The sequence below is a fragment of the Mucilaginibacter sp. 320_HR genome, from assembly GCF_059691875.1.
In genome coordinates this window covers 321,796-334,282 of the sequence record NZ_JCAWAI010000002.1, presented here as the reverse complement: position 1 = coordinate 334,282, position 12,487 = coordinate 321,796, and the positions used below count along the sequence as shown (strand labels likewise).

Annotated in this window: 11 protein-coding genes; 5 read left to right on the top strand and 6 right to left on the bottom strand. The window is 43.8% G+C overall.

The window, feature by feature from the left end; translation table 11 throughout:
- Nucleotide 1 precedes the first annotated feature (1 nt).
- A complete protein-coding gene (gene gatB, locus AC59GT_RS07060) occupies nucleotides 2-1,471 on the bottom strand; it encodes an Asp-tRNA(Asn)/Glu-tRNA(Gln) amidotransferase subunit GatB (protein WP_497236971.1) in 1,470 nt (489 codons plus the stop codon).
- Nucleotides 1,472-1,655: 184 nt separating this feature from the next.
- Between gatB and AC59GT_RS07055 the strand changes: the two genes are divergently transcribed.
- Nucleotides 1,656-2,153 carry a hypothetical protein gene (locus tag AC59GT_RS07055; RefSeq protein WP_497236970.1) on the top strand — a complete coding sequence of 166 codons (498 nt, stop codon included), beginning with the start codon at nucleotides 1,656-1,658 and terminating at the stop codon, nucleotides 2,151-2,153.
- Nucleotides 2,154-2,449: 296 nt separating this feature from the next.
- Here the strand turns inward: AC59GT_RS07055 and alaS are convergent, their stop codons facing one another.
- Entirely contained in the window at nucleotides 2,450-5,140 is a 2,691-nt protein-coding gene (alaS, locus tag AC59GT_RS07050) for an alanine--tRNA ligase (RefSeq protein WP_497236969.1), read from the bottom strand.
- A 106-nt stretch (nucleotides 5,141-5,246) separates the two neighbouring features.
- On the opposite strand from alaS, the gene AC59GT_RS07045 reads away from it, so the two are divergent.
- The 4 genes from AC59GT_RS07045 (at nucleotide 5,247) to AC59GT_RS07030 (ending at nucleotide 9,047) form a co-directional block, all read left to right on the top strand.
- The gene (locus AC59GT_RS07045) at nucleotides 5,247-5,789 is read left to right on the top strand and encodes a shikimate kinase (RefSeq protein ID WP_497236968.1); all 543 of its coding nucleotides are present in this window, start codon (nucleotides 5,247-5,249) and stop codon (nucleotides 5,787-5,789) included.
- 57 nt (nucleotides 5,790-5,846) lie between these two features.
- Nucleotides 5,847-6,182, top strand: a complete 336-nt coding sequence (locus AC59GT_RS07040) for a MerR family transcriptional regulator (protein WP_117381871.1) — start codon at nucleotides 5,847-5,849, stop codon at nucleotides 6,180-6,182.
- Between the two features lie 74 nt (nucleotides 6,183-6,256).
- Nucleotides 6,257-8,338 (top strand): ComEC/Rec2 family competence protein, encoded by a 2,082-nt coding sequence (locus tag AC59GT_RS07035; protein WP_497236967.1) that lies wholly within the window; start codon nucleotides 6,257-6,259, stop codon nucleotides 8,336-8,338.
- A 61-nt stretch (nucleotides 8,339-8,399) separates the two neighbouring features.
- Entirely contained in the window at nucleotides 8,400-9,047 is a 648-nt protein-coding gene (locus AC59GT_RS07030) for a DUF4412 domain-containing protein (RefSeq protein WP_497236966.1), read from the top strand.
- 76 nt (nucleotides 9,048-9,123) lie between these two features.
- Here AC59GT_RS07030 and AC59GT_RS07025 read toward each other — a convergent pair whose 3' ends face one another.
- Genes AC59GT_RS07025 through AC59GT_RS07010 form a run of 4 tightly spaced genes read right to left on the bottom strand, consistent with a single transcriptional unit; the run spans nucleotide 9,124 to nucleotide 12,411 of the window.
- Nucleotides 9,124-9,729 (bottom strand): hypothetical protein, encoded by a 606-nt coding sequence (locus AC59GT_RS07025; protein ID WP_497236965.1) that lies wholly within the window; start codon nucleotides 9,727-9,729, stop codon nucleotides 9,124-9,126.
- 3 nt (nucleotides 9,730-9,732) lie between these two features.
- Complete coding sequence (gene bioA / locus AC59GT_RS07020) at nucleotides 9,733-10,998, bottom strand: adenosylmethionine--8-amino-7-oxononanoate transaminase (protein ID WP_497236964.1); 1,266 nt, start codon at nucleotides 10,996-10,998, stop codon at nucleotides 9,733-9,735.
- Nucleotides 10,995-11,444, bottom strand: a complete 450-nt coding sequence (locus AC59GT_RS07015) for an NUDIX domain-containing protein (RefSeq protein WP_497236963.1) — start codon at nucleotides 11,442-11,444, stop codon at nucleotides 10,995-10,997. The genes bioA and AC59GT_RS07015 overlap by 4 nt, the downstream gene beginning before the upstream one ends.
- Nucleotides 11,434-12,411, bottom strand: coding sequence for a cation diffusion facilitator family transporter (locus AC59GT_RS07010; protein ID WP_497236962.1), 978 nt, complete (start codon nucleotides 12,409-12,411; stop codon nucleotides 11,434-11,436). Before AC59GT_RS07010 ends, AC59GT_RS07015 begins: the two co-directional genes overlap by 11 nt.
- Nucleotides 12,412-12,487 lie beyond the last annotated feature (76 nt).

Genomic DNA, 12,487 nt, shown 5'->3' with positions numbered 1-12,487 from the left:
ACTATTTAGATTCTAATTGCTTTATTAAAAGCTGGTTTGTTTTTTTCGGGTCGATCTTTCCTTTGGATATCTTCATGATCTCGCCCATAAACAAGCCTAAAACGCCTTTCTTGCCCTTTTGGTATTCTATTACCTTATCAGGGAATTTAGCAAGGGCGGCATTTATAAAGTCGTCTAGTTGAGACGAATCTTCACTTATGATCAGGTTGAGTTCTTTAGCAAGTTGTTCGGCGGTTTTATTGTTGCTTTTCAGCATTTCCGGGAATATCTTGTGCGCGGCTACAGAGTTGTTGACCTTGCCGGTATCTACCAGGTTTATCAACCCGGCAAGTGCTTCCGGTGTTAACGTAAGATCAGTAGTGGTTAGATTATGATCGTTAAGGTAGGACCTCACAGCGCCCATCATCCAGTTAGCTGCAGATTTGTAGTTGCCGGTAAATTTTATCACCTCCTCAAAATACAAAGCGAAAGTCTTTTCGGCTGTTATTACACCTGCATCGTATTCTGACAGGCCAAACTCAGCTGTATACTTTTTGAACAGTTCCGCAGGCAAAGCAGGCATACTCTTACGGATTCCGGCAAGAGTTTCGTCGGTAATTACCACAGGCAGCAGGTCAGGCTCGGGAAAGTAGCGATAGTCGTTAGCCATTTCTTTAGAACGGAGTACCGATGTTTCACCCGTATCTGCATTAAAATTGAGGGTGTTTTGATCTATGTATCCGCCGGATTCAATAATGGCTACCTGACGGGAAAACTCATGCTCAATAGCGCGCTGCACATTACGTATCGAGTTAAGGTTTTTCACTTCACAACGATTGCCGTATACTAATGCGCCTTTCAAGCGCACCGAGATGTTTGCGTCGCAACGCATGCTGCCTTCTTCCATATTGCCATCACATATCTCCAGGTAACGCAGCAGCCGACGCACCTCGGTCAGGAACTGGCCTGCCTCTTCGGCACTGCGCAAGTCGGGTTGAGAGACGATCTCAATAAGCGGCACCCCTGCCCTGTTCAGGTCTATAAGCGAATACTCATCATGCTGGTCGTGCGCGCTTTTACCGGCGTCGTCCTCCATGTGGATGTGGTGGATAGCAATGTTTTTTGTTGTGCCATCGTGCAGCTTTACGGTCACAAAGCCACCTAAACATATAGGCTGCTGATCCTGCGTAGTTTGGAAACCTTTTGGCAGATCGGCATAAAAGTAGTTTTTACGGGCAAATGTATTATGCTGATTAATTGTACAGTTGCAGGCTAATCCCATCTTAACAGCAAACTCTACCATGCGCTTATTGATGCGCGGCAGGGTGCCGGGGTGCCCAAGTGATATAACACTAACGTGGCTATTGGGAGAACCGCCAAAAGCAGCCGGATCTGATGAGAAGGATTTACTTAACGTAGATAATTGTGCGTGTATCTCTAACCCTACAACCAGCTCGTATTTTTCGCTCACGGCGCTTGTTACAACTGTCATATTTTACAAATTGCCAGATGGACCGGCATTGATCTAACCTGCCAAATATAATAGTATTAGTTATTTCTTGAAGCTATTATTTAGAAAATATCCAGTATTCAGGTAGTCTATTATGCGGTGGTTGTAAGCATCAACAAACAAAACAATGCACAGCGTGTTCATGATGCTATAAATTCACACTAGGATGAAAAAGACAATTTTACGAGCAAGTTTCTTATCAATTTTAGCCCTTGCACTCTTTACAAAAGCCAATGCGCAAATTAGCGTAAACCTAAATGTAGGCACGTGGAACCCGCCTGCGGAATACTCGGGCGTAGATTATTACTACGTACCGGACATTGAAAGCTACTACTATGTACCTAAACACCAGTATGTTTACCTTGATGGCGGCAATTGGGTATGGCGCAATACGCCTCCTCCGCGTTATGGTTCATTTAATATAAACAACGGTTACAAGGTTGCTGTGAACCGTCCGCAGGCATACAGGTATTTCACCACTGACAGGGTAAAATATGCTAAATACAAAGGCAACAAAAAGCAGGTTATTGTACGCAACAATTACTATAACAACAATACCCGCGTTGTAAAAGTTAAGCACGATAACGGCAACCATAATGGCTGGGGTAACGGAAAAGGAAATGGCCATGGTGGCGGCAACGGTAAAGGCCACGGCAAACACTAAAGACAATAATGCTAATACGCAAAAATGCCCGGCTGATTACCGGGCATTTTTCATTTATCTGCAGATAGGTCGCCAAAAACGCTGTCCCAACTGCTTTATTTAAAGCGTCCCACCTCTAAAATTTAAAATATTATATTATAATTCAACAAGCTGATTTACAAATGTATAAACAGGTTTAGTTATAGTTTTTGTACTGTCCCGGGGTGTCCCGCTGAAATACCATAAGCGCTTGACTATTAAAGGCTTAAACAAAATCAGTGTCCCGGGTGTCCCGCTTTCTAAGCGGGACACTTTGATCAAGCTACGAAGCTTTTTGCTTTTTCCAGCGCACGCTCTAAACCTGCCGCGTCCTTACCACCCGCGGTAGCGTAAAAAGGCTGCCCGCCGCCGCCGCCCTGTATTTCTTTCGCCAGTTCGCGTACGATAGTGCCCGCGTTTAGCCCTTTTTCTTTTACGAGGTTTTCGGCAATCATTACGGTAAGCCCGGGTTTGCCGTCGTTCTCGGTGCCCAACACCAGGAACAGGTTAGATACGATATCCTTCAGCTGGTAAGCAAGATTCTTCACCGCGTCAGCATTCGGCAGTTCTACCTTTTGCGCAATAAAGTTGATGCCGTTGATCTTCTGTGCTTGTTTCGCCAGTTCATCCTTTAACCCTGATGATTTCTCCAGTACAGCTTTTTCTATCTCCTTTTTAAGTCGGTTGTTCTCCTCCAGTAACGCCTCTATACTTTTGTTTATGTCTTTAGGATTTTTCAGCAGTTCCTTCACCCCTTGTACCAATTTGGTTTGCTCGTTGATGTAGTTTTCAGCAGCAACACCGGTAATGGCTTCAATACGGCGAACTCCGGCAGCAACAGCGCTTTCTGCAACAATTTTAAAGTAACCTATTTGCCCGGTGGCCTTCACGTGGGTGCCACCGCAAAGCTCCTTGCTAAAGTTGTCATCAAAAGTAATAACGCGTACATACTCGCCATATTTTTCGCCAAATAGTGCAGTTACACCACTGGTGATTGCTTCCTGGTAAGCCACCATACGCTCCTCTTTCAGCGGAATGTTCTCTCGTACTTTTTGGTTTACGATAGTTTCTATTTGCGCCAATTCTTCGTCAGTGACTTTAGCAAAGTGCGAAAAATCGAACCGCAGGTAATCACTGTTTACCAGTGAGCCTTTTTGATTAACGTGGTTACCCAGTACCTGCTTCATGGCAGCATGCAGCAAGTGCGTAGCGGTATGATTACCCTCGGTACTGTGGCGTTTCTGCGGATCAACAATGGCCGTCAACGCGTCCTCCGGAGTAGACGGCAGTTTATCTGTAAAGTGAACGATAAGGCCGTTCTCTTTTTTGGTGTCCGTTACATAGATGATATCGCCGTTCGGAAATACCAGTTCGCCTTTATCGCCCACCTGGCCACCGCTTTCTGCATAGAAAGGCGTTCTATCCAGCACAATCTGGTATTGTTCTTTGCCTTTAGCGCTTACCTTACGGTATTTAATAATGTGGGCAATAGTTTCAGTCTCGTCATACCCGGTGAACTCAACTACTTCGTCTTCATCTTTAACCATAATCCAATCGCTGGTATCAATGGCAGTGGCTGCACGGGAACGGGTCTTTTGTTCTTTTAAAAGTGAGTCGTATCCTTCAATGTCAACAATAAACAAGGTTTCCCTTGCAATAAGTTCTGTCAAGTCAATAGGGAAGCCATATGTGTCTGAAAGTTCAAAGGCTAACTCACCTGGGATTCTAGGAAGCATAGAAATGCCTTGCTCCTTCGTTTTTCCAACTTCTAACCCCGGTGTTGCGTGTTCGGACATATAAGCGTGTAACCTTGCTAACCCTTTTCCAAGCGTTCTTAAAAATGCAACCTCCTCTTCCAAAATAACCTTCTGCACAAAATCTTTTTGGGCATACAGTTCATCAAAAACGCCCTTGAACTGCTCGGCCAGCAGCGGCACTAACTGATTAAAGAACGGATCTTTAAAACCAAGCGTTTGATAGCTGTAACGCACTGCACGGCGCAATATCCTACGGATGACATAGCCGGCCTTGTTGCTTGCTGGTAATTGACCATCCGCTATTGCGAAGCTAATCGCACGGATATGGTCAGCCAGTACGCGCATGGCTACAGCATCGTTCCAATCAGCATCTCCTTGCTTGGCGGCGCTGTTGTAAGTCTTTCCGCTTTTCTCCGCGATGAACTGTATCATTGGCTGGAAAACGTCGGTATCGTAGTTTGAGGTTTTACCCTGCATTACCCGTACCAAACGCTCAAATCCCATCCCGGTATCAACATGTTTGTTGGGCAGCGGCTGCAGCGAACCATCCTTCAAACGGTTAAACTGCATGAACACGTTATTCCAAATCTCTATCACCTGGTCGTGATCGGCATTTACCAAGGTTGCACCATTTACCTGTGCACGCTCGTTGTCCGGTCGACCATCGTAGTGTATTTCAGAGCAAGGGCCGCAGGGTCCGGTTTCCCCCATTTCCCAAAAATTATCCTTTTTGTTGCCGGGCAGTATATGTGCTTCATCAACATATTGCTTCCACAGTTCGTACGTCTCGGTGTCGGTCTCTAAACCTTCTTTAGTGTCCCCTTCAAAATAAGTAACGTAGAGGCGGTCTTTGGGCAGTTTGTAAACTTCAGTCAGCAATTCCCAGCTCCAGGCAATTGCTTCCTTTTTGAAATAGTCGCCAAAGCTCCAGTTGCCCAGCATCTCAAACATGGTGTGGTGGTAGGTATCAATCCCTACCTCTTCCAAATCGTTGTGCTTTCCGCTCACGCGAAGGCAGCGTTGGGTGTCAGCAACACGGGAAGATTTAGGTGCTGCCTCACCCAAAAATATATCCTTAAACTGGTTCATACCGGCGTTGGTGAACATCAGCGTAGGGTCATTCTTAACCACAATAGGCGCGCTTGGTAGAACCAGGTGCCCCTTTGATGTAAAAAAATCAAGAAAAGCTTTACGTATTTCGGTAGCTGTCATAGGGTGCAAAGGTAAAAAATTGTGCCGAACCAGAATTATCAGAATACAAAACCATTCAGCGTTTCTGCGAATGGTATTTGGTAAGTTTGTAATTTTGCTTTACGCTATGAAGATTCAAATTATGGGTGCGTCCTGCGCAGGTTCTACCACCTTGGGGAGAGCGCTTTCAGAGCGGCTTGATATTCCGTATTTCGATACCGACGAATACTTTTGGGAAACGACCGAAGTACCTTATACTATTAAACGCGATCCGGAAATCCGTAACCGGATGTTGCTATATGACATGGCACAACATCAAAGCTGGATACTTGGCGGGAGTGTAATCAAGTGGGGAGATGTATTCCGTACGATGTTTGACCTAGTGATTTTTTTGTACATTCCTGCTGAAATACGAATGAAACGCTTAATCGCAAGGGAAGAAGAACGTTATGGCAATGCGATTTACAACGATCCTTTCAGGGCAAAACTTTTTCGGGAATTTGTAGAATGGGCTACAGAATACGACAATCCGGATTTTAACGGACGCAACGTAAAAGCGCACCGGAACTGGTTAACGGTAGCAAGCGGCATGAAGATAGAAATCAACGGAGACACAACTGTTAACGAAAGGATAGATAGGGTTGTACAAGAAGTTAGCCGGCTAACATAGTTGATGTTTTGTACCCCCGAAACTATTTACTTTGCTGCTAAACGTTTACTTTTGCATATGCCTTACAAAGAACGCGAGATCAGCAAAGTATATTATACCATGGGCGAGGTATCAACTATGTTTGATGTAAATCAATCGCTTATACGTTTTTACGAAAAGGAATTTGACGTACTGCAGCCCAAGAAGAATAAAAAGGGCAACCGTTATTTTACGGCAGAAGATATAGAAAACTTCAAGATTATCTTCCACCTTCTTCGCGACAAAGGCTTTACCCTGCAAGGTGCAAAGGATCACTTAAAAACAAATATAACCGGCACACGAGAGAACCAGCGTGTGATCGACTCACTCGAAAACCTGAAAAAATTCCTGCTGGAAGTACGCGACGAGTTGTAAACTATTGCCGTTAACGCTACTTTGGTGCTTTGAAATAAAACCTTATTGCCTGCCTGTGCAACAGGTAGACCACTATGATAGCTGAGCACAAAGGCGAAATCCCTGTTGTTATATTATTACTGCCTTTTATAGGCGGCATAGCAACAGGCTTATATTGGCCGGGAGTAGATATGCTTGCTTTGGCGATTACAGCCGCTGTTTTATTTTCCTTCTTTGTTTTTCTTAACCTCGGCTACAGCAAATTTTCCGTTTACAAGAGCAAATGGATTGGCGGGATGCTGATTTACCCTATACTATTCCTCGCCGGTTGGCTCATCAGCATCCACCATAACGAGTTGCGCAGAGCAGATCATTTTAGCAAGCAGCAGGCGCAGTTCCTGATGGTTCATATTAATAGCGAGCCTGTTGTAAAGGGCGAGTGGACCAGGTTTACAGCAGAGGTATCGTCAACTATTGGTAACAATAAAGTTCAAAACAGCAGCGGCACCCTGCTCATCGCCATCAAGGATGAACTCGCCAGGAATCTTTTTTATGGCGAACAGCTGCTTGTGCCGGCTAAATACACCATAATTGATCCGCCGTTTAACCCTGGTGAGTTTAACTATAAACAATACCTCGCGCACAAAAATGTGTACCATCAGGCTTACCTTTTTCCTAAGCAGTACAAAGCAACCGGGAGCGGCTTTGGTAACGGTCTCATAGCTGCAGCTTTAAACTCACGGCAGCAATTAGTTAGAAAGCTGTACAGTAACATGCATGACACCACGGCTATTGCTGTAGCATCCACACTGATATTGGGCTACAAGGCCGACCTAAGCAATGATGTAATGCAGGCGTATTCCAGAACCGGCACCATACATATATTATCAGTGTCAGGAGGACACGTGGCAATTTTGTATGTTGTATTAGCGTGGGCGTTATCTTTTTTGAACGGTTATAAAAAAGGCAAGATCATAAGAGTTGTCGTAATTATAACTTTAATCTGGGTTTATGCACTGCTTACCGGATTATCGCCTGCGGTATGCCGCGCGGCTTTAATGATTACATTTTTAATTGCAGGCAAAACCGCGGGCAGATATGTAAATCCGCTTAACGTTCTGGCTTGTTCTGCATTTGCCTTGTTGCTTTACGATCCTTTTCTGATTACAGATGTAGGCTTCCAACTATCTTACCTGGCAGTTGCTGGACTGATAATTTTTGAACCGATTATCAATCAATTAACATCATTTAAAAGCCGTGTAGCAGATTACCTATGGAAAGCAACGTCGGTATCTATCGCAGCACAAGCAATTACTTTCCCTTTAAGCGCCTTCTATTTTCATCAACTGCCCGTATACTTTCTCATCAGTAACCTTATAATTGTGATACCTGTAACGGTTATCATGTATTCCGGACTTTTATTGCTGATGCTGCCGCAGATTCCTGTCGTCTCAAACTTGTTGGGCTTTATTCTCGAGAAGTCCATTTTGATTATGAACAAACTGCTTGGCTTTATAGAACATCTTCCTTACGCTAGCATCAACAAGATTTGGCTCACCAATATCGAACATCTTTTACTCTACCTAATAATTGTAACTTTCTTTTACTGGCTGTACAACAGGAGCCGAAAGTGGTCGCTGGTAACAGCTCTATTCGCTATTCTTTTGTTTTCTATAAGTATCAGCATTAAAAAAATCAACTCGGACACTACCCAGTCGATAACTTTCCTGAACCTCAAAAAGCATAGTGGAATTGTGTTTAAGAACGGTAACAAGGGAGTTGTGCTAACTGATGTAAGCGATACAGATAAGGTATTTAAATATGCGATACAGCCGGGTTTGGATAGTAACCGCATCACCAATTATGTCATATGCGGTTTCGTTAAGAACTTGCAAAACGACTACCTGCTAAAACGAGGTGGATTGGTACAGTTTAGAAATAAAAGATTGATGATCTTAAACCATAAGCCCCCTGCATGGTCTATCCCGTCGACATTGAGATTAAATTATATTTATATAAGAGAGAATGCTTCAGTTGATCTAAGGTCGCTAATAAACAAACAAGTAATTGTGGATGCTAGTAATTCAGATCGCTATATTTCAGTGCTTACTGCAAACCAGGTAAATTATCAATCTCTCAAGCGTAACAAATCCATCACTATAAACTCTAACAAGTAATTATTCAAAAAATTTGCATAAGAGTTAAACACGCACTACATTGTATCATCAAATTAAAACTATGAAGATTAAACTTTTTACCGTTGCCATGGGCGCAGCCTTTATTGCAACAGCACTTAACGCTAACGCTCAAAAGGCTTACAAAGAAGGTGTTATTACCATGAACATGAATGCAATGGGACAGGCAATAGAAGCTAAAAGCTACTTCCGTACCGATTCATCTTCTGTGGCTTTCAACGCAGGCCCTGCTGATATCAAAGTACTTTCTGACAGCAAAGGCACCTACATGGCTATTTTAGTTGACGTGCCGGTAGCATCAATTAAAAAAGCAGCTATTGCTACACCTGCCGAGATTGAAGAACAGCGTTCTAAATTCCCGGTACTTACTTTTAAACCAGGCACAGAAACAAAGGTCATCAACGGCTTTAACTGTACAAAAGTTGTTGCTACTGATGCAAAAGCAGGCAAAACTTACGACATTTGGGTTACTAAAGACGTGTCAATCCCTGAGACATCAGCTACTAAACTATATGCTGGTGCAGGCGGCTTCCCTATTCAGTACACCACATTCCAAAATGGCCAGGCTTCTGAAGTAACTATCAAGAGCATTGTTGAGCAAAAAGTACCTGCCGGAACATTCAGCGTACCTGCTGATTTTGAAAAGATCAGCATGGACGATCTGAAATCATTAGGTGGCGGCGGTAACTAATTAGATTACCAGGTAACACTTAAATATAAAAGCCCGGATAACCAATGGTACCCGGGCTTCTTTTTTATCGATTGCTTTAGTTTAATGAAGACGCTAAGTTGTTAACCCAACCATTAAACAACGCCGTTTCAAAGTCTACTGCTTTTTTTGCATGCAGCTCCCAATCAGGTGAAAAATGTTGAAGCTGGTTGATCATCTCCTCCAAATGCCCTTCTTCTTCAAGAATTATAGATTTTACATTCACCCTACTCAATGCATTATCAAGGGCGTCCTGATAGATAGGATACAGTTCGTCAGCACGAACTTCTATAGCATAAGTTACAAGTAGATAAGCAGCAAAGCGTAGTTCTTTACCACTCAAGCCCAGCCCGTATTTTAAATACCTAGAAACATCTATATCCAGCTGGTTTAAATAGTACTTGCTAAATGCCGGAGCAAGCAGGTAGTCACCTGTATAAGTTGGACAATCCACGCCTGTTTTTTCTATCTGTTTCTTTAGGTAGAACGCGTGGCGATGTTCCTCAGCGGCGTGTTTGAGGATAATGTATGTAACCGTTGCAGGATCCTCACTGGCAGATATTTTACGTGCGCCGGTGTTCTCCATCAGCGATAATGTATTTAGCCACTTAGCATGTAGATTGTTGTCTGCAATTATCTTAGGTAGAATAGTACTTAGTTCCATGATCTATATCTCGTTGAGAGCCTGCTCAATTTTGCTGTAAATATAGTTTAGCTCCTCGTTGGTTATGCAATATGGTGGTAAAATATAAACGATGTTACCTAACGGACGAAGAATTATACCCGCCTCTAGAAAGTAGTGGTAAAGCTTGTCGCGCAGGCTGCTGAAGTACGATGTATTGTCGCCCGTTTCCCATTCTATGGCGATTATCGTTCCCGTTTGACGAGTAGAACGAACTGAACGGTGCCCGTTTATTCTAACGGCAAAAGCTTGATGTGCGGCCACTATCCTGTCAATATTCTCTTGTACCGATGGATGCAGAAACAAGTCTAAACTGGCTAATGCAGCAGCGCAGGCAACGGGATTTGCGGTGTATGAATGACCGTGAAACAGTGTTTTCAGTTTATCTTCAGATAAAAAAGCGTTGTAGATACCTTGAGTGCAGGTAGTTAAACCGAAAGCCATTGTGCCACCGGTAAGCCCCTTTGAGAAGCACATAATATCAGGCTGCGTTTGCAGGTGGTCACAAGCAAAGTTTTTACCTGTACGGCCAAAGCCCGTAAATACCTCGTCTGCAATAATCAGTACACCCTCGCTTTTGCAATGCGCTAGAAGTTGGTCGAGATAAGCGGCCTCATACATTACCATACCTGCAGAGCCCTGAACCAGCGGCTCGAATATGAAGGAGGAAATTTGTGATTTGAGGCTTGATATATGTGCTTTAAGCTCTGCTATATTTGATGCATCCGGCAGATCAATGAATTCTACTTCGAACAGCAAACTATCGAACGCTGCTGTAAAAGCGCTCCTTCCACTTACCGACATGGCGCCGAAAGTATCTCCATGGTAGGCATTTTTGAAGGCGACTATCTTCGTGCGTTGCTCTCCTTTGTTATGCCAGTATTGCAGGCACATCTTTATGGCTACTTCTACAGCTGTAGAACCGTTATCGCTATAAAATGCTTTCTTTTGATTTGACGGAAGTATCGCCAATAACCTTTCGGCTAGTTCTACAGCACCCTGGTGAGTAAACCCCGCAAAGATTACATGTTCCAGCTTCATTAGCTGTTCGGCGACTTTTTGTGCAATGTACGGATGCGCGTGCCCGTGGATGTTTACCCACCAACTGGATACCGCATCTATATACTTAGTTCCATCTTCTGCGTATACACAAGCACCTTCGCCCCTTACAATGCCTATTGGTGCGGCAGCGGTTTGCATCTGTGTATAAGGGTGCCATATAACCTGAAGATCGCGTTCAGATAATGTCATGATTGTGCATTTAGTAGTTTACCAACGTGCTGATCCGTAGGAAAAGTAAGGTGCTCTGGTAACAAGTCGGTCACTTTCACCCAACGGAACGATTGCAGCAGATCTCCCTCACCTTCGAAATCAAACACCTTTGTTTTAATTGCGAATTTCGGCTCGGTGAGTGCCTTTACCATATAGTAAACACTAATGATCTGCGAATCATTGAACGCTGATTTCACAAAGAAATCGGTGGTATAGAAATGACTCAGCACTTCTACTTCCAGCTCACACTCTTCCATAAACTCGCGCTTTAAGCCATCCGTAAGGCCCTCGCCGTACTCCAGCCCGCCGCCCGGAAACTTAGTAAACTGCATACCATACTCCTGCTCGTCGCTGATAAGTACTTCGTTATTGTCGTTTATTAGCAAGCCATAAACGCGCACGTTAAAAAATTGCTTACTGTTCATAGTGTTTCTTGTTACGCATTACCTTGTCCATTGTCCATTCAATTTCCTCCCGCTTTGGCTCAGACCGAATGGGGCAATTGGGCATACTGCAGTAATGACAGCAGTACGGCAGGCATGGATCAGTATGTATAAAAAATTCCGTTGTGATACCAGCTTCCTTATTCACCAACTTATCTACAAGTTTTACTTCCTCATGCACGCGGTTTAGGTCAAAATAATTTGGAAGCGTTAGATGACAGTCGATGTGTAATTCGTTGCCATACTTTTGAGCACGAAGGTTATGAATATCTATCCACTCGTCCCGGCGCTGTTCGCCGAGTACCTTTACCACATCGCTTACAATACCAAAATCCGTTTCGTCCATAAGGCCTGCTACGGATCGGCGGATGAGTTTGTAACCTGTAAAAAGGATATATAGCCCAACAGCAATGGATAACGCACTATCCAGCCATAAAATACCTGTAAAGTAAATCAACAGCAAACCTATAACCAGGCCGGTGCTGGTTACCGTATCGGTAAGCAAATGCCGGCCATCGGCCTCTATGGTAATTGATGGCAAAGCTTTACCCCTTCGGATCATATAATACCCCAGAGCGCCGTTTATAATACCAGTAGCACCGATAATAATGGCACCGGTTAATAAGTCGTGAATTACCTCCGGATAGAAAAAGCTATAAGCCGATTTAAGGATAATAATTAGGCCGGCGATGCCGATGAGCGAGCCTTCCAGGAACACCGAAAAGAACTCCACTTTACCATGCCCGTATGGATGGTTTTCGTCGCGGGGGAGTGCAGCCAGATAAATGCTGTAAAAGGCAAAAGCGCTGGCTACAACATTTACAATGCTTTCCGCAGCATCGGTAAGTACAAAGTTAGAATTGGTGAGAAAGTATGCTGTAAACTTAAGCACCATCAGCACCGCGCCGGTGACAAGCGATATCAGAATAATCCGTTTATGTTCTTTCAAGGCGATGCAATTGAGGCGACAAACTTAAACAAAATGCCCCCACTTTTTACAATGCCTAACCAGCTATATTGTTTTA